Source organism: Nostoc sp. (genome assembly GCF_036919495.1).
GTDB lineage: Bacteria > Cyanobacteriota > Cyanobacteriia > Cyanobacteriales > Nostocaceae > Nostoc.
On record NZ_JBALBZ010000072.1, the window covers coordinates 1 to 20,837 of the forward strand.

General features: G+C 41.8%; 16 protein-coding genes and 1 pseudogene. 6 read left to right on the forward strand and 11 right to left on the reverse strand.

The window, feature by feature from the left end; genetic code table 11:
* Positions 1 to 27: 27 nt before the first annotated feature.
* Positions 28 to 2,331 (forward strand): IMS domain-containing protein, encoded by a 2,304-nt coding sequence (locus V7K25_RS09750; RefSeq protein ID WP_335157346.1) that lies wholly within the window; start codon positions 28 to 30, stop codon positions 2,329 to 2,331.
* A gap of 74 nt (positions 2,332 to 2,405) precedes the next feature.
* Here the strand turns inward: V7K25_RS09750 and dhaL are convergent, their stop codons facing one another.
* The 5 genes from dhaL to V7K25_RS09775 form a co-directional block, all read right to left on the reverse strand.
* On the reverse strand, positions 2,406 to 3,041 hold the full coding sequence (gene dhaL / locus V7K25_RS09755; protein WP_335157348.1) for a dihydroxyacetone kinase subunit DhaL: 636 nt from the start codon (positions 3,039 to 3,041) through the stop codon (positions 2,406 to 2,408).
* Between the two features lie 16 nt (positions 3,042 to 3,057).
* Complete coding sequence (gene dhaK, locus V7K25_RS09760; RefSeq protein WP_335157405.1) at positions 3,058 to 4,131, reverse strand: dihydroxyacetone kinase subunit DhaK; 1,074 nt, start codon at positions 4,129 to 4,131, stop codon at positions 3,058 to 3,060.
* Between the two features lie 363 nt (positions 4,132 to 4,494).
* The gene (locus tag V7K25_RS09765; protein WP_335157350.1) at positions 4,495 to 5,370 is read right to left on the reverse strand and encodes an MBL fold metallo-hydrolase; all 876 of its coding nucleotides are present in this window, start codon (positions 5,368 to 5,370) and stop codon (positions 4,495 to 4,497) included.
* A 951-nt stretch (positions 5,371 to 6,321) separates the two neighbouring features.
* Positions 6,322 to 7,275 carry a heme o synthase gene (locus tag V7K25_RS09770; RefSeq protein WP_335157352.1) on the reverse strand — a complete coding sequence of 318 codons (954 nt, stop codon included), beginning with the start codon at positions 7,273 to 7,275 and terminating at the stop codon, positions 6,322 to 6,324.
* A gap of 207 nt (positions 7,276 to 7,482) precedes the next feature.
* The gene (locus V7K25_RS09775; RefSeq protein ID WP_335157353.1) at positions 7,483 to 8,418 is read right to left on the reverse strand and encodes a COX15/CtaA family protein; all 936 of its coding nucleotides are present in this window, start codon (positions 8,416 to 8,418) and stop codon (positions 7,483 to 7,485) included.
* A 518-nt stretch (positions 8,419 to 8,936) separates the two neighbouring features.
* Between V7K25_RS09775 and V7K25_RS09780 the strand changes: the two genes are divergently transcribed.
* The 5 genes from V7K25_RS09780 (at position 8,937) to V7K25_RS09800 (ending at position 15,468) form a co-directional block, all read left to right on the forward strand.
* Positions 8,937 to 10,022, forward strand: coding sequence for a cytochrome c oxidase subunit II (locus V7K25_RS09780; protein WP_335157355.1), 1,086 nt, complete (start codon positions 8,937 to 8,939; stop codon positions 10,020 to 10,022).
* A 66-nt stretch (positions 10,023 to 10,088) separates the two neighbouring features.
* Complete coding sequence (gene ctaD, locus V7K25_RS09785) at positions 10,089 to 11,825, forward strand: cytochrome c oxidase subunit I (protein WP_335157407.1); 1,737 nt, start codon at positions 10,089 to 10,091, stop codon at positions 11,823 to 11,825.
* Positions 11,826 to 11,898: 73 nt separating this feature from the next.
* Entirely contained in the window at positions 11,899 to 12,525 is a 627-nt protein-coding gene (locus tag V7K25_RS09790) for a cytochrome c oxidase subunit 3 (RefSeq protein WP_100898841.1), read from the forward strand.
* A gap of 462 nt (positions 12,526 to 12,987) precedes the next feature.
* Complete coding sequence (locus V7K25_RS09795; protein WP_335157357.1) at positions 12,988 to 14,157, forward strand: serine/threonine-protein kinase; 1,170 nt, start codon at positions 12,988 to 12,990, stop codon at positions 14,155 to 14,157.
* Between the two features lie 237 nt (positions 14,158 to 14,394).
* Positions 14,395 to 15,468, forward strand: a complete 1,074-nt coding sequence (locus tag V7K25_RS09800; RefSeq protein WP_335157359.1) for a PstS family phosphate ABC transporter substrate-binding protein — start codon at positions 14,395 to 14,397, stop codon at positions 15,466 to 15,468.
* Between the two features lie 96 nt (positions 15,469 to 15,564).
* Here V7K25_RS09800 and V7K25_RS31585 read toward each other — a convergent pair.
* The 6 genes and pseudogenes from V7K25_RS31585 to V7K25_RS09825 form a co-directional block, all read right to left on the reverse strand.
* A pseudogene (locus tag V7K25_RS31585) lies at positions 15,565 to 15,651 on the reverse strand (transposase); the annotation flags it as partial.
* A 139-nt stretch (positions 15,652 to 15,790) separates the two neighbouring features.
* Positions 15,791 to 16,126 carry a XisI protein gene (locus V7K25_RS09805; protein WP_335157361.1) on the reverse strand — a complete coding sequence of 112 codons (336 nt, stop codon included), beginning with the start codon at positions 16,124 to 16,126 and terminating at the stop codon, positions 15,791 to 15,793.
* The gene (locus V7K25_RS09810; protein WP_335157363.1) at positions 16,114 to 16,530 is read right to left on the reverse strand and encodes a XisH family protein; all 417 of its coding nucleotides are present in this window, start codon (positions 16,528 to 16,530) and stop codon (positions 16,114 to 16,116) included. Before V7K25_RS09810 ends, V7K25_RS09805 begins: the two co-directional genes overlap by 13 nt.
* A gap of 50 nt (positions 16,531 to 16,580) precedes the next feature.
* The gene (locus V7K25_RS09815; protein ID WP_335157365.1) at positions 16,581 to 18,407 is read right to left on the reverse strand and encodes a tetratricopeptide repeat protein; all 1,827 of its coding nucleotides are present in this window, start codon (positions 18,405 to 18,407) and stop codon (positions 16,581 to 16,583) included.
* Positions 18,397 to 19,689: an ATP-binding protein gene (locus tag V7K25_RS09820; protein WP_335157367.1), complete on the reverse strand. Its 1,293-nt coding sequence runs from the start codon at positions 19,687 to 19,689 to the stop codon at positions 18,397 to 18,399. The genes V7K25_RS09815 and V7K25_RS09820 overlap by 11 nt, the downstream gene beginning before the upstream one ends.
* Before the next feature lie 834 nt (positions 19,690 to 20,523).
* On the reverse strand, positions 20,524 to 20,781 hold the full coding sequence (locus tag V7K25_RS09825; protein WP_335157369.1) for a hypothetical protein: 258 nt from the start codon (positions 20,779 to 20,781) through the stop codon (positions 20,524 to 20,526).
* Positions 20,782 to 20,837 lie beyond the last annotated feature (56 nt).

A 20,837-nucleotide genomic window follows, 5' to 3' on the forward strand; every position in this document is an offset into this window, starting at 1 on the left:
TTGATCACGGTGCAGGGGAAGTAGGCTGTGCGAATTCCGCTAGATTACTACCGAATTTTAGGACTACCGTTAGCGGCAAGTGATGAACAATTGCGGCAGGCATACAGCGATCGCATTGTACAATTGCCTCGACGTGAGTATTCTCAGGCAGCAATTTCTTCTCGTAAACAACTCATAGAAGAAGCTTACGTGGTTTTATCAGATCCAAAACAACGCAGTACCTACGATCATCTCTATCTTGCCCACGCCTATGACCCTGATAACCTTGCTGCTGCCGCAGTAGCAAAGGAAAATCGTCCAGAAAGCACCAAAAGAGGTAGCGACACCCAAAGTCTGGGCATCGAAATTAGCCAAGACGAATTAGTTGGTGCTTTATTAATTTTGCAAGAGTTGGGCGAATACGAGCTTGTATTGAAACTAGGTCGTCCTTACCTGGTAAATAAAAATAGTGCTAAAAGTGTTATAAAAAGTAATAATTTAGCAGATGAAGAAATATACCAAAGCGCTGAACATCCAGATGTTGTTCTCACAGTTGCCCTTGCCTGTCTCGAATTAGGTCGTGAACAGTGGCAGCAAGGTCATTACGAAAATGCCGCCATATCTCTAGAAACGGGTCAAGAATTGCTAGTACGTGAAGGGTTGTTTTCCACTGTACAGGCAGAAATTCAGGCGGATCTTTACAAATTGCGACCATATCGAATTTTGGAGTTGTTGGCACTACCTCAAGAAAAAACTGCCGAACGAAGCCAAGGCTTGGAATTATTGCAAAACCTTTTAGAAGATCGTGGTGGCATTGATGGCACGAACAATGATGAATCTGGTTTAAATATAGATGACTTTTTGCGATTTATCCAGCAGTTACGCAACCACTTAACAGTCGCGGAACAGCACAAGTTATTTGAAGCTCAAAGCAAACGTCCTTCTGCTGTTGCCACTTACTTAGCTGTTTATGCCTTGATAGCGCGGGGATTTGCTCAACGGCAACCGGCTCTAATTCGGCAAGCAAGGCAAATGCTCATGCGTTTGGGCAAGCGCCAAGATGTACATTTAGAACAGTCGCTATGTGCATTACTTTTGGGACAAACTGAAGAAGCAACTCGTGTTTTAGAACTTAGTCAGGAGTACGAAGCTTTAGCTTTTATTCGGGAAAAATCTCAAGACTCTCCAGATTTATTACCGGGGCTGTGTCTATATACAGAACAGTGGTTGCAACACGAAGTATTTCCCCATTTTAGAGATTTAGCAAACCAGCAAGCTTTCCTAAAAGATTACTTTGCTAACCAACAGGTACAAGCTTATTTAGAAGCACTGCCAACTGATGCAGAAACAACTAATGAATGGGCTGTAATTAATCCTCAATATTTTCCTCAGCCCAAGACAAATAATCCTCCTTTCCACAACAATTCAACTAGAACTTCAGGGCAATTTAATCACAGCAGAACACCTGACCCAGATTTACCAAAAACACCAACAAGAGAAACATCCGAATATGCAAACTTCTCACCACCTATGTGGAATTCATCTGAAAGTGTAAAATCAGACATTCCTGCTGCTGAACGGATGAGTAGAGGCACTAAGGAGCATTTAAACGGTTCAGCTAAACGTGCTGCACCCGTTCATAACCAAAAGCGTAGGCAAAGAAAACCTACTCAATCTGCTAGCCGAGCGCGTGTACCAGATAATCGTCCTCCTTCTCGTCGTCCCCGGCGGCGGCGAACTTTTGCTAACACCATCGAAGGGAAAACACGGCTGGTATGGAGAGTGTTTATTTCTTTGGTGAGTCTATTAGTTCTCTGGGTGGTAGCCACAACAACTTTTGGATGGTTAAAAAATCTGTTTTTCCCTACACCACCTATACGTGGTTCAGAATTATTTGTGGAAATAAATAAACCACCAATATCTATTCCTAATCCAAATAAGAAACTAGAATCACCAGAAGGCCCTCTAACAAATTCAACAGCAGAGGAAGTTATTCAGACTTGGTTATTGGCCAAAGCTGAAGCTTTCGGGCCGAATCATGAAATTAATAATTTAGAGCAGATTTTAACTGGTTCAGCTTTGTCTAATTCACGGCAGACTGGTGAACAGTATAGGTTAGAAAAACAATACTACAAGTACGACCATAGTCTGAAGATAGAATCTGTAGAAACAAGTGATTTATTTGCAGATCGTGCCGTAGTGAAAGCTACGGTTAAGGAAGCGAAACAATTATATGAAAATGGTCAGTATCAAAAGTCTTTTAACGAAGATTTGCGAGTTCGGTATGATTTGATTCGAGAACGAGGTAAATGGCGCATCCAGAGTATATCTGCTGTCAATCAGATAATTTAGATAAGTTTGAATTTTTAGCCTGTGTCTAGGACTTACACCCGCGCTGAACCGTTTTCTATTGCGTGAATTTAATATTACCTATAACTTTCTAAGATCCCTAACAAACTTTTCAACATCAAATAAACAGAAGTCCCTCCTGGATCTGGATGTCCAATGCTCCGTTCCCCCAAGTAGCTAGCCCGTCCCTTTCTCGCTTGCATCGGTATAGTTTCTTGCAACCCCCTTTGGGCTGCTGCTACAGCCTGTTGCAAAGCCTCTAGCGTTCCCTTACTTTCTCCTACAGCTTGCCCAAAAGCGCCTACAGCCGGAGATAACACATCTACCATTGTTTTGTCTCCTAGTTGCGCTTTGCCACGTTGCACCACGCCGTCTAAGCCTGCTTGGAGTAGCTCTAAAACATCTTGTTCTGTTAATTCTTGCTTACCAACTACTGCTGTACTGGCTCGTAAAAACCAGGTGCCATAAAGAGGGCCACTCGCACCGCCAATAGAAGAAATCAAGGTCATACTCACAGCTTTGAGAATATTGCTGATGTCTTTGTCTGTAAGAGTTGATAACTGAGCGCTTACCTTTTTGAAGCCGCGATCCATATTGATTCCATGATCCGCATCTCCGATCGCAGCATCTAATTCTGTTAAATATGTTTTATTCTGTTCTATCTCGGTTGCATAAGCTTGCAACCATTGTAATATCTGCGCTTGAGTCACCATATTAATTCGTAATTAGTTAAATTCCCCAGCGCCAACTTGGTGTTTTGACTGGTGCATCCCATAGGCGGATCATCTCATCATCTAATTTCAGCAGGGTAATGGAGCAACCTTGCATTTCTAGAGATGTGATGTAAGGGCCTATCAAGTTTCGCACAATTTGGAATCCTTGCTGTTCGCAGATTTGGGCGAGTTTGCGGTAAACAATATAAAGTTCAGAAATCGGAGTTCCACCCATACTATTGACGAAAGCTAATAAGCGATCGCCTTTGGCAAATGGGAGATTTGTTAGTTCTACATCTACCCATTCTCCTTTATCTTCATCCCACTCGCGCAGTGTGCGGCTGTATGCTGCATCTTCAAGGAGCGATCGCGTTAAAATTTCGGTAATCTCATCTACTGATTTAATGGCTGTACGTTCTATTCCTGGCTCCCCGTGGATACCGATACCTAATTCGATTTCGCGATCGCTCAATTCAAATGTCGGTGTTCCATTAGCAGGTACTGTACAAGATGTTAGAGCAATTCCCATACTCCGCCCATTCAGATTTACTCGACGACATAAATCTGCTATTTGTGTCAAATCATACCCAGCCTCAGCCGCCGCACCACAAATTTTCTCCGCCAGTATTGTTGTTCCCACACCCCGCCGTCCTTGCGTATAGAGGCTATCTTTCACTGCTACATCGTCATCAATCAAAATATTTAGCGATCGAATGCCCTCAGCACGGGCTAACTCTGTTGCCATCTCAAAGTTCATCACATCGCCACTGTAATTTTTGACGATATAAAGGATACCTGAGCCTCCATCTACAAGCTTTGCTGCTTCTAGCATTTGGTCTGGAGTTGGTGAAGTGAAAACCTCACCAGGACAAGCTGCATCAAGCATTCCTTTACCCACAAAGCCAGCGTGCATTGGTTCATGTCCACTGCCACCACCAGAAATAATTGCTACTTTACCCGGAATAGGTGCATTGGCTCGATAGACAAAAGTAGGATCGTAGTTCAGTTTAATTAAATCGGAATGAGCCGCCGCCATACCTTCTAGACTTTCCCGCACAAAGTCTTCCGGGTTGTTGATCAGCTTTTTCATAATCCGTGTTTGGTTAAAGGGTGCTAAAACCCAGGTTATAGCGATCGCTGGTTTGTATGCAATATAGTCTGACCTCTCTCTAAATCTCTCTCCTAAAAAGGTACGGTGTACACACAAGCCCACAGTCATATCTTTATAAATCTCTCACTACGTTTCTATCCCGCCTCGGAATGAATTCCGAGTCTCATAGCCCAAGTCCACTCAAGTGGACTGAATTGATCATTTAGTCCACTTGAGTGGACTTTCGCTATCAGCCCAGAACTTCAGTTCTGGGCGGGATGTCGGTGAGTGTGACAGTTTCACTTTGACAAAAATGTGGCTAGAAGATTTTTCTATATGACGTGAAAAGTCAGTTGTTTAATGTCAATTCAAAGATTCCATCCACTCAATACACTTGTGCATCTGCTGGCGCATGGTTTCCTTATCAGCATGAAACCTTCGCCCATGACCTGGTAGCACCCACTCAAAAGAATAATTAGCCAAGTTACGCATTGATTTAATCTGTTCTGACCAAGAATACCAGCAGACACCGTAGAATGCAGTCAGTTGGTGCAAGCTTTCTGACCAAGCGAGATGGTCGCCAGTGAACAGAAACTTATTTTTATAAACTAGGGCGGTTTGTCCTTTGGTGTGACCGGGAACTGGGATAATTAATAAATCTGGAGTCAAAGCAAATGGCTCTGAACCAGTTAGCTGTATTTCTACATTGCGAGTATCCGCAGTAATATCATCAGTGTGGAGGATGCGATCGCACTGAAAATGCTCGGCAAACTTTTGATGATCTGCCACATCATCCTTATGAGTTAGGTACATATAACGAATTGGCCCCAGTTCTTCTAAACGCTTGACTAAAGGCGGCGTAAACCGGGGCGAATCTACCAAAATATTACCTTCTGGAAGCTGAATTAAATAGCTAGCAGCACCATAAGATTTTTCAGAATGATAGCCGCAGTGGTAAACATTTTCCGCTACTAATATTGGAAATTTTTGTTGAGCATCTTTGATATCTTTTGGTTTCTCAACTGTGCCAATAGAACTAGTAGGACAAGCTAAAAGTGCTTCAAGCGCGGCTAATCTTTGGGCCTCATTGGTTGGTTGATGATAAACAGCCGATTGATCATCAACATCATAAAATACTTCAGGAGCCATCCAGCGACAGGTATCACAATCAATACAGGTAGTATCTACATAAAAATCGCCGTTGACATTTTGGGGACGACGCTGATTTAAATGAGCCATATTAATCCTTTTGCTTCCAGGCACTTACTGGGGAGCGATAAATCCTATATCACTACGCTAGCAAAAGTAATTTGAGACTGTAGCCGCCACTAGAAATAAATCCGCTCAAAAATATAAAGACTCGTGAAACCTAGTAAGCATAAATTGGGAAAACTGAACATAGACACTATCTGCTTATTCCCAAATATGCTTTACTGCTCTAATTCCAGAAGTATTTCTAGATTTAGATTTTTGTAATAACCCACAATCTAATCGAGATATAGATTTAAAATCGAATACAACTAAGTTAAGTGGAGAAGATTGCAGACAACGGAAAAATTGGGGAACTCGTGAAAGCTGGGACAGTTCGAGGGACTGGGATAGTAGAGAGATTTCGGGAGATTGGGATAGTTGGGAAAGTTACGGAGATTTTAGATTTTAAGTTTTAGAGATGTGTAGGCATAGCCCATCGTAGACATTGCTGTTCCCAATTTACAATAATTACATCCCAGAGGATTAGGTATGAAATGACGCGTGATTCTTGAATCAGACCTAGAAACAGGCGATTGGGCTGTATGGTGTGCAGAATTACCTGCCTGTACTTCAGCAGGAAAAACTTAAGAAGAAGCTTTGGAAAATATTAAAGAAGCAATTCAATTGTATTTACAGCCAGAATCAATTGAGTTAGCCCCTGGTGCGATCGCACGAGAGATTATTGTCTCATGAGCGATCATAAAATTTAGTAGTTAAGGGAAGAGTTATGACTGAAATTGTATTTCTCGTTGAAGATGATCCAGATGGTGGTTACACAGCTAGAGCTTTAACCGAGTCAATTTTTAATAAATTCACTCATAACTAAAACTTTACTGACAATCGCAAATCTGCCAAACTCTATTTATTATGTATATTTTTTAATTTCCAAAAATGCGATCGCGCCCTTTTACCAAACGCGATCGCTAAATTTTGCATCCCCTATCCAATAAAATGCAGATGATTACTCACCGCACTAATTAAATTATGGGTAACGGGAAGACTATCAACTACCATCCCCAGACACAACAGCATCATGTAGGAGATGGAAAAGAGAAATAACTCTTTAGCTACAGCCCGATCCTCTGGATTTTGCAACAAACGCCAAGATTTGTGGATAAATAATCCTCCCAGAATTACAGCGATCGCACCATAAAGAATTCCACTTGCGCCCAAAGGATAAACCAATAACACGGTTGCAAATACTGTTACCAGCGTGTAATACCAAATCTGCTTTACAGTTGCCGTAGTACCTTCAATTACAGGTAACATTGGTATCCCAACTTTTGCGTAGTCATCTTTAATCATCAGAGCTAGTGCCCAGAAATGGGGTGGTGTCCATAAAAAGACGATGGCAAAAATTAACCATGCTGACCAGCTTAATGTGCCTGTGACAGCAGCCCAACCCACTAAAGCCGGAATTGCCCCAGCCGCACCACCAACAACGATATTCTGAGGGGTGTGGCGTTTCAGCCAGTGGGTATAGACCAAAATATAAAAGACGATGCCAGAGAAAGCTAGCAGGGCGGCTAACAGATTGGCAAATACTGCTAGGAGTGTAAAAGAAATTGTCGCCAGTGCGATCGCAAAAATGAGAGCATCACGCGGCTGCACCTTACCCGAAGGCATCGGACGATGGCGCGTCCGCTCCATGTCATAATCAATATCCCGGTCATAGACACAATTAATTGTCTGGGCGCTTGCAGCAGCCAAAGTGCCACCAGTGAGAGTTACTAGCAACAGCAATGGATCTACTTCTCCCTTAGCAGCAATCCACATACTCCCAGCCGTGGTAATCAAAAGCAACGGAATAATCCGAGGCTTCGTTAGCTGGTAGTAACTTTGAATTACCTGTAAAAATGTTTGGTGGTGGCGAGAGACATTAGTCTCAATCATTTTGGCTCTGGTTCCTTATTTTTCAACAACTTATATGCAGCCCCCGCTCAAGGTGGCTCTTTCAGGCAAACGAAAACACAGATTTTCTGCACCTGCGTGGGTCGCAATACTCGCCGTTGCGGTTTTCGTCGTTTAGTGGATATGAGGGATATGAGGTAGAGAGGGACAAGAATTAATAACCATGCCCAATGCCCAATGCCCCATTCCCTACTCAGCACTCAGCACTCGTGAATCAGCACTCACTGAGTCACGCAGTGCAAGAACTGTGAAAACCACCAAAGTACCCAGCAAAGTAGCTCCTATAGCTTGGTGAGAGACGGTGAGAGGCTCAACTTGGAGGTGTAATTTGAAAGTGGCGAATCCCAACAAGATTTGTAAGATCAACAACCCACCAGCTATATTTGCCAGTCGCCGCAAGGCTGGATGTAGTGCTGGTGTCCGCCAACAAATAAACACCATTGCCAAGGTTGCCAAGGAAGGCGGCACCAAACCAGCTATATGGCTGTACATTACAGTACAAAGTTGAGAACCGCCGAGGCATTGGTGTAGCGCCCAGCGAGAGCCTACCAAAGCACCTAGCAAACTTTGCAGGTAAACTAGAACAGCAGCAGTTAAACCGACCCAAGGCAACTTACCAACGGTTCCAGTCCCCTGATAGGGAGTGAGTGCTGTGCCGATAATCAGCAGGGTGCAAAAAAATAACAGCGCCGTTCCTAAATGGGCGGTAACAATATCAAACCGCAACAGTTCGGTAACGGTGAGTCCCCCCAAGATGCCTTGGAAGACAATTAAAAATAGGGCGAATGTGGATGCCCAAGGCAGCCATCTGGGTAAGAAACGACGATGCCACCAGGACAAGCCGAAGAGTGCGATCGCGCTTACACCAATTAAAGCTGCATCCAATCTGTGAAACCACTCCAAAAACACTTGGAGATTCATTTGCTTGGCTGGTACCAGTTCGCCATAGCATAAGGGCCAATCTGGGCAAGCAAGTCCAGCATTCATCACGCGGGTGGCGCTGCCTATTGCCATCAAAATTAAGGTGGCTATGCATATTTTCCATACCAAGCGACGAATCATTTCCTTGGGTTTTTGCTGCTCAAGCGCCGCTTCATTTTGTTGTTGTAGGACAAATTCGCTCATGAAGGATACCTTCTGCCCGCTCTTGGTGGATCTCTTAAAATTTTCAATTTTCTTTTAGTGTCCCATCTCCACCCTAGCGTATAGGCTAAGGGTTTATAGATTAGCACTCACTTATACTTTGAATCACTCCAGAAAGGTTTCGCCTGAAGCTTTAGGTATTTTTCAAGATGTGAAAAATTGATTAATCACAATTAATTTAAACATTCTAAATTTTTCCTTAAGTTTTTTCACTGATTTTAGGAGAAGGCAGGAGGAAATAATTATGAATGAAAACTTGAGTTTGGGGTATAAAACCCAGTGGTTAAATCCCATACTTTTAAATACATCTGGGTTACTCCTAGCTTTTGCCTCCTCCTTCTGCCTTCTGCATCCTGATAGTCACCTTGTACCCAAAATTAGTAAAATAGTTAAAAAAATTAATAAAAATTTCAGACCTTTGTACTCTATGCCTTCCAGCCTAGACTACCTTAGTAAGTGAGCAGCTTTAAGATAACGTAGTAAATTCAATTAAGTAAGCCGTGAAGATTCCAAGTTCAATCTGGACATTACTCATTGGCATCGTGCTAACGCTAGTCAGCCTTTGGTACGGTCAAAATCACGGACTGTTGCCAGTAGCAGCCACGGATGAAGCCGAATTAGTTGATGGTCTGTTCAACGCGATGATGATCATTTCTACAGGTATATTCCTGCTCGTAGAAGGTATTTTAATTTACTCTGCATTTAAATACCGTCGGCGTGCAGGTGACAATAAAGACGGCCCACCAGTTGAGGGCAATGTACCTCTAGAAATTCTCTGGACGGCGATCCCAGCAATTATCGTTATCGGTATTTCTGTTTATAGCTTTGATGTCTACAACGAAATTGGTGGCTTTGATCCCCATGCTATTCATGAAGCGCCGATGATGAATCAGGAGTCAATGGCAATGCCTGGAAGTGCGATGGCAGCAACTTTAAGTGATACTCCTCCTAGCACCGAACCCAACCTCAATCAAGAAAAATCTGATGAGGCAATGCAAGATCCAGCTACCGCAGAAGTCCGCAATGCTGACCAAATTCCCCAATTGCGGAATGCTCCTGGTGTCGGTAGTGTTGCTCCGACAATTGGGGGAACTCCTGATAAAGCAGGCAAACCAGCAGGATTACAAGTCAACGTCACAGGTCTACAATATGCTTGGCTTTTCACTTATCCTGAAACTGGTATAACTACAGGTGAAATGCACGTCCCCATCGGGCGAGAAGTGGAAATCAATATGACAGCCAACGATGTCATCCACGCCTTTTGGGTGCCAGAGTTCCGCCTGAAACAAGACGCAATCCCTGGTAGACAAAGCGAGATTCGCTTCACTCCCAAAAAAGCAGGAGATTATACCCTAATCTGTGCTGAACTTTGTGGCCCCTACCACGGTGCAATGAGAGCAACAGTAGTCGTTGAGCCAGAAGAAGCCTTTGACAAATGGATGCAAGAACAGCTAGTTGCCAGCAAAGAAACACTAAATCAAGCCGTTGCTGTTAACCCCGCGAATCTATCCCCAAATGAATTTCTCGCTCCTTACACCAAGGATATGGGAATTAAGCCAGAAATCCTCCATCAAGTTCACCATTAGTCAATATGTTATTTAGTCAAATCCAATGGCTAATAACTGATGACTAATGACTAATGGCTAATGACTATGACCCAAGCTCAAGTGCAAGAAACTGCCAACGCCCCTGCTCTTGTTGAGGAGCCAGGGATCAGAAAATGGCAAGACTATTTTAGTTTCAATACCGACCATAAGGTGATTGGGATTCAATACCTAGTCACTACATTCATTTTTTACTGTATCGGTGGGGTGATGGCTGACTTGGTTCGTACAGAACTGCGAACCCCAGAAGTCGATTTTGTCACCCCTGAAGTCTACAACAGCTTATTTACGCTGCACGCCACGATCATGATTTTCTTGTGGATTGTGCCAGCTGGTGCGGGTTTTGCTAACTTCCTCATTCCCTTGATGATTGGGGCAAAGGATATGGCATTTCCGCGCTTGAATGCTGTTGCCTTTTGGATGATTCCCCCTGCGGGTTTATTGTTGATCGCTAGTTTAGTGGTAGGCGATGCACCGGATGCTGGTTGGACTTCCTACCCTCCCCTGAGCTTGGTAACAGGTCAAGTAGGTGAGGGAATTTGGATTATGAGCGTTCTTCTACTAGGTACGTCATCGATTTTAGGGGCAATCAATTTCCTCGTCACATTGCTCAAGATGCGTATCCCTGGTATGGGTGTTCACCAAATGCCCTTGTTCTGCTGGGCGATGTTTGCTACCTCGGCATTGACTTTAGTATCTACACCAGTGCTAGCAGCTGGTCTAATTCTGCTGGCTTTTGACTTACTTGCCGGGACAACATTTTTTAACCCTACTGGCGGTGGCGACCCAGTGGTATACCAGCACATGTTCTGGTTTTACTCTCACCCAGCCGTTTACATCATGATTTTGCCCTTTTTTGGGGCAATTTCAGAAATTATCCCCGTGCATTCTCGCAAGCCGATTTTTGGCTATAAAGCGATCGCTTATTCATCTCTTGCCATTAGCTTTCTGGGGCTAATTGTTTGGGCGCACCACATGTTTACCAGTGGTATTCCCGGTTGGTTGCGGATGTTCTTCATGATCACCACCATGATCATTGCCGTACCCACAGGAATTAAAATTTTCAGCTGGTTAGGAACCATGTGGGGTGGAAAAATCCGGCTTAACACTGCCATGCTGTTCGCAATGGGTTTTGTCGGTACCTTTGTGATTGGCGGGATCAGTGGTGTGATGTTGGCAGCAGTGCCCTTTGATATTCACGTTCACGACACCTATTTTGTAGTAGCACACTTGCACTACGTCCTATTTGGTGGTAGTGTTCTCGGTATTTATGCAGCGATTTACCACTGGTTCCCAAAAATGACGGGACGGATGGTGAACGAATTTTGGGGTAAGGTTCACTTTGCCTTAACAATAGTTGGTCTAAACATGACCTTCTTACCAATGCACAAGCTGGGATTAATGGGCATGAACCGCCGTATTGCCCAGTATGACCCCAAATTTACCTTTCTCAACGAAATCTGCACTTATGGCGCTTACATACTAGCAGTTTCGACATTCCCCTTCATCATCAATGCCATTTGGAGTTGGTTATACGGTGAGAAAGCTGGTAATAATCCTTGGAGAGCATTGACCTTAGAGTGGATGACTACATCACCACCTGCGATCGAGAATTTTGATCAAACCCCAGTACTAGCTACAGGCCCCTACGACTACGGCTTGGAAAATGCTAATGAAGGTGTACCTTTATCAGATCCCAATCCAGTTTTATCTGGCGGGCCGAACTCAGTATTAAGAGCAGAACCCGACCCGGCGGTTGCTGCTAATCCCGAAGACCGTAAATAGAGTTAAGAGTTATGACAATTCCTAACTCCTAACTTCTAAATCCCCATTCCCCATTCCCCATTTATCAAAATTCATGCAAAGTCAAACTATTGACCCAGCTAAAACCGAACTGAATCATCACCACGCGGCGGAAGCGTCCGTCGGTCATCACGAAGAACATCCAGATCATCGGATGTTTGGGCTAATTGTCTTTCTTATTGCTGAAGGGATGATTTTTATGGGGTTGTTCGGAGCCTATTTGGCTTTCCGTGCTACCTTACCCGCATGGCCGCCAGCAGGTACCCCAGAATTAGAACTATTGCTACCTGGAGTCAACACGATCAATCTAATTTCTAGTAGTTTTGTCATGCACAATGCTGACACTGCTATTAAAAAGAACGATGCGCGGGGTGCCCAGATTTGGTTAGCAATTACGGCTGCAATGGGTGCTATTTTCTTGGTGGGTCAAGTATATGAATATACCCATTTAGAATTTGGTTTAACCACCAATTTATTTGCCAGTGCATTTTACGTTTTGACTGGTTTCCACGGATTACACGTTACCATCGGCGTTTTGGCAATTGTTGCTGTGTTGTGGCGATCGCGCGTTCCGGGTCACTACAGTAACGAAAAGCACTTTGGCATTGAAGCAGCCGAAATCTATTGGCACTTCGTTGACGTAATTTGGATTATTTTGTTCGGATTACTGTATCTACTGTGAGTATTAATTATTAGTTGTTCATTCCACGCGGACAACTTAAATAGGCCCCCACTAGGGGGCTTTTTTCATTAATAAAATACTGCCATTGCTGCTAGCTCCCCTGAAATCACATTATTTTTTCTCTTGGTTGGCAGCAAAATCTAAATTAGGACTGTTTCTAGAAGACTAGATACGTAAGATGACTCCTGAATCTCGTCTGGCGACAATTATTAACTACTGTGGGCTAGTGTTAAATTTACTTAAGTGATAAAATTATAGTAACTATTACAAAAATAAATTTTTATATTAAGATACGCGTAAAGGTATGAGAGAAACCAATCAAGCGGCTAATCATAAAATTGCTCAAAAGCATAGGTAGTATGAGAAAGTGACTGCCTCAAATACCAACAAATTTAGCGGCAGGTATTCATAACCTCACCCAAGCTCTGAATGGTCAGTAAATTAACAAGTAGTATACGCCACATGAGCCAGAACCCTCTAGTTAGAAAAAAACTCCGAAGTCGCTTTGAGACAGTCAAACTGTTGGGAAGCGGAGGATCTGGCAATACTTACTTGTTATCAGGTGGTAGACGTAAAAGCCATCAATACTCTCTGGCTAGAAAAACACTTCGGAATCGCTTTGAGATTGTCAAACACTTAGGAAGTGGTGGTTCTGGTGATACCTACTTAGCTTTAGACCTAGATTTACCAGGACGACCCAATTGTGTCGTCAAACATTTCCAGCCAAAAGATACCAATCCTGCTGTTCTACCCATCGCTAAAAGCTTATTTGATCGGGAAGCGGAAGTTTTATACCAGCTAGGCAACGATCACGACCAAATTCCTAGACTATTTGCCCATTTTAATGAAGATGGGGATTTCTATTTAGTTCAGGAATTTATTGACGGTCATGCATTGACTCAAGAAATTGTACCAGGTCAGCGTCTTAGCGAGAATGTAGTCTTAAATTTATTAAAAGACATCCTAGAAGTCTTGTCCTTCGTCCACCAAAATAACATTATTCACCGGGATATTAAGCCCCAAAATTTAATGCGGCGGCACTCCGATCAGAAAATTGTGCTAATTGACTTTGGGAGCATTAAGAAAATTGGTGCTTTAGGAGCAGGCTTAACAATTTCTGTTGGAACTCCTGGCTATATGCCAAGCGAACAGGCTAAGGGAAAGCCAAAACTTTGCAGCGATATCTATGCAGTAGGGATGATTGGCATTCAAGCTTTGACAGGTTTAATGCCTGAACAACTACAAGAAGATCCTAATACTGGAGCAGTTCTCTGGCGCGATAAGGCACAGGTAAGCGATGCTCTGGCAAATATATTAGATACGATGGTTTGCGATCGCTATAGCCAGCGTTACCAATCTGCCGCAGAAGCTTTGCAAGCGCTTAATTCTGATATGGAATTGTCAGAATCCTTACAATCTACTGACATAAAACAAGGCACTGATGATACCTATTTTATAAATTATAAAAACTTTCTTTTGTTTTTGGGAATAGGGCTTGGTGCTATCACTAGTTTTATAGTACTAGTTTTAATCTATACATTTATCAATACAGGTACATCACCTCCAAACCAACCTACTCAATTAAATAATTTTAGAGAAAAATTGCTTGAGCCGCGATTCACTAATTATTAAGGTCAATCGCCTAATAGCTAAATCAGCAGCTAACAGAGGAGTCTATAAAAGCAATTCCGCCATTGCAAAGACTACCAAAAAGGAAATTGAACCTTACTACATTAGAAAGAATTAATCATCTAGCAGCAATCATCAAACTGGCTATTAACTGACTTATTCCAGATTTACTTTTAATCTAAATATTTATAGTATTTATAGATTCCTGTAGGATAAATATAATAAACAAGATTTAAAGATATGGACAATACAAATCAAAGAAAAGCTTTAATTAACGGTGAAATTGGCCTCTTTATTAGAGGTTTGATTATTGGGAAAGTGCTGACACTTATGGTTATTGGCGGACTGCTTTGGTGGTTACTTAAGCCGAATTTATTGTCCCGCAACAGCCTTAATTCCTCTAATCAAAATTTAAACAGTCTTTCTAGTAATGCATCAACTTTTCAGACAGTTCCTGATGTTCCCAATGCTTCATTCAACTACGGAGGCAGTACAGCTTGGGCATCTATCCGGCAATTGGTAGATTCTCAAATCCAGAGCGATCGCCCGGAATTACAATTACGCTATGTAAACCCTGTTAGTGGTAGCCCTGGTTCTAGCTCCGGCATTCGGATGTTGCTTGATGGGAAAATAGACTTTGCTCAGTCTTCCCGTCCCCTCACAGATGAAGAACAAGCTATGGCAAAAGAGCGAGGCTTCACCCTTGAGCAACGTCAAGTGGGTATGGATGGAGTAGCAGTGGTAGTCAACCCATCACTTAATGTGCCAAGTTTAACTGTTGATCAATTGCAGCAAATTTATTTAGGGAAAATTACTAACTGGAATCAAGTAGGTGGGCCAAACCTAGCCATCACACCTTTGTCTCAAAGACCAGAGGACGCGGATACAGTAATATTCCCTAGCAACAGCAACTTGAAGGGGCAAGCATTTGGCTCTAATGTGCAGTATGTCTACTCTACTACAGAGGCAGTGCGCCAACTCAGTAAAACTCCTGGTAGTGTCTATTACGCTTCTGCCCGTTCAGTATTACCTCAATGTAGTGTGAAGGCTTTGCCATTGGGTAGCACTTCTGGTAAGCTAATTGCCCCTTACCGCGAACCTCTGGTGTCACCTGAGCAATGTCTACGTCAGCGCAACCAGCTAAATACTCAGGCTATTAAAGATGGCAGCTATCCCTTAATCGCTAACTTGTTTGTGATTATTAAGCAGAATAAAGGCCGGGAACAGCAGATTGGAGATGCTTATGCCAAGCTTTTATTAACTGATGAGGGACAAAGGGCAATTGAGCAAGCTGGTTTCGTGGCGGTTCCTTAGTATAGCGATCGCACTTTCCACTACAGATTATTCAGATCCCCGACTTCTTAAAGAAGTCGGGGATCTTTAGTTAGGCTAATCATCCAGTAACACTCCTCTTAATCCTGCATATTCCAAATAGCTGGAAAACTCCAATTCTTCAGGTTGTTGTACCAGTTCTGCTTTCACCGGATTTAAATGCAATACAGTTCAGTTAAGCATTTCTTTCTTCTCTTTGCGTCCTTCGCGTCCTTCTCTAACGAGACGCTGCGCGTTCGCGTAGCGTTCCGTTGGCGCAGCCTCTCGAAGAGAAGGAAAGGCGGTTCGTTAAAAATATTTATATTCACTCAACAGCATAAGAACTAAATTGGCGTTTAAAAGGAGAATGAAATCCAATCACAATATCAGAAGGAGGTACACCTAACTCAACCAATCGTTCAGCAACAGACTCTTCTGTACCGTTATACTGAATCCATATTTTTCCATTTTGTATATCAAAATGCATGACCGGACCAAATACCCGCTTATCTCCTTGCCAGCCAACATAAGCTAGTTGATAATGGTCATTTTCATTGTCTAAAATTAGTTGTGAATTTACTGTATCGGTATTAGATGCTATTTGTTGATGTTCGCTCAATACTTGTTTGATCAGTTGTCGATATTGTTCTATTTTATCCATAGTCGAATTTCCTCACATTTTGGATCGTAAATTATCAACTTAACTTGGTAACGATGAAGAGCGCGTTGGACAAAAGAAAGTTGAAAAAAATCTTGATATGTTTCAATAGGAACTGCTAGGTAAAGCGCTCTGTCTGCTTCTTGTTCTTCAATAGCTTGGCAGTAATTTAGATATTGTCCTAGCGCAGTATGAAATTCACTGATATCTGAATCTGCAATAAAACTTTTAATTTCGACAGCTATTTTCTCTGTATTACGTTCTGCGGCAATGGCATTTTCAGCCGCTAAATCTATTTGTAGTTTAATTGCTTCACTAATACGAATTGTAAAAGGATCGTGAGTAATTATCCACCCATCTTTAATTAATGCTTTTTTAACCTGTTGATGGAAAACATCTTTAGCCATTTTGCTATTTCTAGATTGGAGTCAGCTTAACCCAAAATAATGTTTTTGCTCTATGTAATGCTTTCCCCAAAGGGGTTGTCGTTCGCGCGGCGTGTCGTAGACAAGACATCGCACTCTCCATTATTCTGCATTACGGTGGCGAGCTTTTCTAGATTTTGACGAACAGTGAGACTACGAAGATGATCTACACCCCAGACTCGTTCACAAATATCTAAAGCTTGCAAATAAAGCGGTTCTGCTTCGCTGTAACGTCCCGTTTCACGATAAATCTCTGCCAGATTATTGAGACTTTCAGCAACATTGGGATGATCTTCTCCCAATAGGTGCTTATCAAGTTCTAAGGCTTTTATACATAAGGGTTCCGCTTCATTGTAACGCCCCTGCTCCCTGTACATAAAACCAAGAGCATAGATAGTATCTGCTAAAAGCGGATGCGCCTCTTGCAATAAACGTTGCTTGAGTTCCAATGATTCCAAAAACAAAGATTCCGCTTGATCGTAGCGTCCTTGAGCGCGGTATATCAATCCTAAATTGTGCAAATCTGTTGCAACATCGGGATTCTCTTCTCCCAAAAATCGCTTATCTAGTTCTATTGCTTGTAGCGACAACGGTTCAGCTTCACTGTAACGTCCTTGATGATAATAAAGTAGTGCTAAATTATTCAGTATAAGAGCTAAGGAAAGATTGTTTTCGCCAACCAAACGTTTTTCGAGTTCTAATGATTGCAGATACAGAGGTTCGGCTTCGTCATAACGTTTTTGTTCATCATATAATAATGCCAAATTGTTGAGACTGATGGCTACATCAGGATGATTTTCTCCCCACAGGCGTTTCCTCAGTTCCAAAGCTTGTTGATATAAGATTTCCGCTTTAGTATATTGTCCAGTAGATTTGTAGAGTCCTGCCAAATTATTCAGGCTAGTAGCAAAAGAAGGATGGTTCTCTCCTAGCAGGCGTTTCCTCAGTTCTAAAGCTTGTTGATATAATGGTTCGGCTTCGTTGTAGTGTCCTGTTGCACGATATATTCCTGCTAAATTGTTGAGGCTATTAGCTAAATCTATCTGCAAACCTGATTCATTTTGTATCTCAATCGCCTGACGCCAATACTTTATTGCTAGTTCTTGTTCTTCTTGATAATTCTGAGACTCACCCCGCTCTAATCTGCTGCGGTAAATATCACCTAAGCTTGAGTATAAAGTAGCCAAACTGGGATCTTTAGTTCCCCCTTCTTGTTCTACTTTCTCGATTAACCCTTGTAAATCTTGGATGGGCAAGAAAAAGGAGTTATCTTCATTAGTATCTGTGCTGGCTAATTCTGTGTCTCTAAAAACAAAACGGATATTTTCTAGCTCTTTACCAGGAATAGCATTCGTCTTTTTAGATTCAAACCGGAATACACCATTGCGCCAACTCCAAAAATCTGGAGCTTTTTTAATCAGATTAACTAAAATTTGATTAGTTACCCAAAGCACGATCGCAAACGGAAACTCGCGCAATCCTTCCCTTGTCCACTGTAAGTAACCAAAAAATTTCTCCTGTTCCGATTGCTCTTTTCCCAATCGGAGAAAATAAAGTTGTTCAGCACCCGTCACAGTAATTACTGCCAGGTTCTGCTGACGAAGATATTCCTCTTGTTGTACTAGTTGATTAAGAGCAGCTTTTAGGCTCGGTTCTTGACGTGCTAAAGTCTCTCGATATGCCCGGAAAGTAGATTGTAGCTCGGCTTCATACTGAGCAATAATCTCATCACGAAAGCTAGCATCATCGCAAACTGCAATTAGTAAATTTAATCCCCGCCTTTGAGCTTCAATAGAAACAATTAAATCATCATACGCATCTTGATTTTCTCCTTCATCAAATAATTCTTCATTTAACATTAATAGCTCCCTGTCTTCTCAAGCTTTCGATAATAATCGGATGAACATCGTACCAAGTTTCATCAGTACGATATTCTAGAACATACAGCCCATGTAGCAAATCCAAAAACTCTGCTTGTTTGGGATCATTGGGCATAAATTGTTCATAAACACTCTGCAAAATATCTGTATCAACTTTTCCTAAACGTATAGAAAAGTCATTGCGAATTTTATTGATTGCTTGAAGGAGAATTTTATCATCAATAACAACTTCAGCAGTCGGATTTCGCCGGATCATTCGCAAACAAATGCGGCAACATTCCTTAGAAATCCGAATTAACTCGCGCAATACGCCACCACTGTAGATCACGATTTTTTCAGCAGTTTCTGCCGTGATTAATTCACTAGAAATTCGTTTTTGTAAAACTTCACCGAGAATTTTTGTTGCTTCCGGGCGAGGTTGAGCATTTGGGAAGCGATTTTTACCTTTATCAAAAATTTTTAAGACAGGCATTGCCACAACTTGATCGTTGGTTTCAGTGGCAATTATTGTGCTGATAAATGTTTCTCGAAGGACTGCGATTGGGATAGTGTAGATAATTTGAAAGTTAGGTTGACAAAGAGCTTTAATGTTATCTCGATAAATTTCATTAACTCTGCCTAAGTCAAGTTTATCTAAATCATCAATAATTACTAAAACGTTTTGTTTAGTCGCAGCTTGAATTAAAGCCGCTATTTCGTTAATTCTGGCAACTAAATCTGATAACTTGCGTTCAAACTCTTGTTTAATTTCATCCCGAACGCTAGCATCAGCTTTTAATTTAGAACTAATCAATTTTAAGAGGTCAAAACCTACACTAACTTCTGCTTGCAAATTTGATTCTTCAGTGCGAGTGCGGGTAGCAAACCACTTATAAAGAGCTTCTTTAGTGGATTGCGGAATATCAACTTTGCGTGCTTCTGCCTCTGTCATTAAATTAACTGCGATCGCAAACAGTATATTAATATGATTAACCGCCGACATTTCAATTTTGTCAGCAATAGAAAACAGAACTACAAAATATTTATCTTGAATTTGTCGGGTAAATTCAGCTAACAAAGTAGACTTACCACATCCCCGATGTCCTGTAAAGACAATTTTGCCATCTCCATTAGGACTATCTTCCACTAATTGGTTCAGGTCTGCAATCAAATCATCACCATATTCGACTCGAAATCTTTCCATTTCATTCCGTTCCATCAACGGAAACAGTTCGAGATTACTGTATGCTTCTTGAAAGGAGTTTAATAAGTCTTGAGACATAGATAGTGCCGTAAACGTGCTAACTATTCATATAATGGCTCATGATTTTTGAAGCACAAGTTCAGGCAATGTCTAGGATAGAGTATGCCTACAGAAGTTCTCAAATTCCGTTAATAAATAACTACTAAGTGAGTAGTATGTAATGTCTTAAAAAGAGATGTCTTAATACCTAAATTTCAACCGATTAATAAGTAACAGAGGTCAATAATCAATAAGGCTGAATGATAGATTATACATTCGCTAATTTAGACTGAATGATAGATTATACAAATAAAATAGTGAAAGCTACTTAACATATAAATAAAATAAAATTTTCAGTTAGAAAAATTAATTTTTAACGTGCTTCGTCTCATTCTCCTTTAGCCGATGCGATGGTAGCTGTTGTTACTATTGGTTTACTAGATAGGTATCCAGGGCTATTTCGTTCTATACATAAACCGCCCAGAAATAAAGTTCCTCTCTTATAGCCCAAGTCTACGCTTAGTCGACTAAAAGCCTTTCTAGTTGTCTTTAGACGACTTTAGCTATTAGCCTCAGAATTTATTCTGTGAAGAGATGCAATATGGTCGAGGTCTAAGGGACTTCCAAATAAAAAAATGTTCTAAAACTGAGGCAAAAACTCTCTCTATTTCTTCTCTCTGCGTTCTCTGCGCGGCAGTCGCTCATGGGGGAAACCCCCAAGACCGCGCTGCCTTGTCTCTGTGGTTCGTTTCTTGGAATAATTTATTTCTTGGAAGTCCCTAAATACCCACCATTCTCATGTACGGTTAGAGAGACGCGATAAATCGCCGTCTCTACAAGGAATCTATCAATTATTTATTGACAGAGTACTAGTTAACGACTGGTAAACCAGCTTTGCGACATCAAAACTTGCTTTTGTGACATCAAAACCTGCTTTTGCGACATCAAAACCTGCTTTTGCGACATCAAAACCTGCTTTTGCGACATCAAAACCTGCTTTTGTGACATCAAAACCTGCTTTTGTGACATCAAAACCTGCTTTTGTGACAGTCCTAAATCAGTCGTGAACAATAATATCCCCGACTTCTCAAAGAAGTCGGGGATATGAGTCTCTCGATTTTCACAACTCATTTAGGATTGCTATAGATGGTTTGATATTTTCCCCTTACTTGCTATTCTGATTCCAA

What these genes read in the sequence shown, in the direction of transcription:
- dhaL (WP_335157348.1), bottom strand. Translation starts at nt 3,041, where the DNA reads ATGGTGACTCAAGCGCAGATATTACAATGGTTGCAAGCTTATGCAACC.
- dhaK (WP_335157405.1), bottom strand. Translation starts at nt 4,131, where the DNA reads ATGAAAAAGCTGATCAACAACCCGGAAGACTTTGTGCGGGAAAGTCTA.
- V7K25_RS09765 (WP_335157350.1), bottom strand. Translation starts at nt 5,370, where the DNA reads ATGGCTCATTTAAATCAGCGTCGTCCCCAAAATGTCAACGGCGATTTT.
- V7K25_RS09770 (WP_335157352.1), bottom strand. Translation starts at nt 7,275, where the DNA reads ATGATTGAGACTAATGTCTCTCGCCACCACCAAACATTTTTACAGGTA.
- V7K25_RS09775 (WP_335157353.1), bottom strand. Translation starts at nt 8,418, where the DNA reads ATGAGCGAATTTGTCCTACAACAACAAAATGAAGCGGCGCTTGAGCAG.
- ctaD (WP_335157407.1), top strand. Translation starts at nt 10,089, where the DNA reads ATGACCCAAGCTCAAGTGCAAGAAACTGCCAACGCCCCTGCTCTTGTT.
- V7K25_RS09790 (WP_100898841.1), top strand. Translation starts at nt 11,899, where the DNA reads ATGCAAAGTCAAACTATTGACCCAGCTAAAACCGAACTGAATCATCAC.
- V7K25_RS09795 (WP_335157357.1), top strand. Translation starts at nt 12,988, where the DNA reads ATGAGCCAGAACCCTCTAGTTAGAAAAAAACTCCGAAGTCGCTTTGAG.
- V7K25_RS09800 (WP_335157359.1), top strand. Translation starts at nt 14,395, where the DNA reads ATGGACAATACAAATCAAAGAAAAGCTTTAATTAACGGTGAAATTGGC.
- V7K25_RS09805 (WP_335157361.1), bottom strand. Translation starts at nt 16,126, where the DNA reads ATGGATAAAATAGAACAATATCGACAACTGATCAAACAAGTATTGAGC.
- V7K25_RS09810 (WP_335157363.1), bottom strand. Translation starts at nt 16,530, where the DNA reads ATGGCTAAAGATGTTTTCCATCAACAGGTTAAAAAAGCATTAATTAAA.
- V7K25_RS09815 (WP_335157365.1), bottom strand. Translation starts at nt 18,407, where the DNA reads ATGTTAAATGAAGAATTATTTGATGAAGGAGAAAATCAAGATGCGTAT.
- V7K25_RS09820 (WP_335157367.1), bottom strand. Translation starts at nt 19,689, where the DNA reads ATGTCTCAAGACTTATTAAACTCCTTTCAAGAAGCATACAGTAATCTC.
- V7K25_RS09825 (WP_335157369.1), bottom strand. Translation starts at nt 20,781, where the DNA reads ATGAGTTGTGAAAATCGAGAGACTCATATCCCCGACTTCTTTGAGAAG.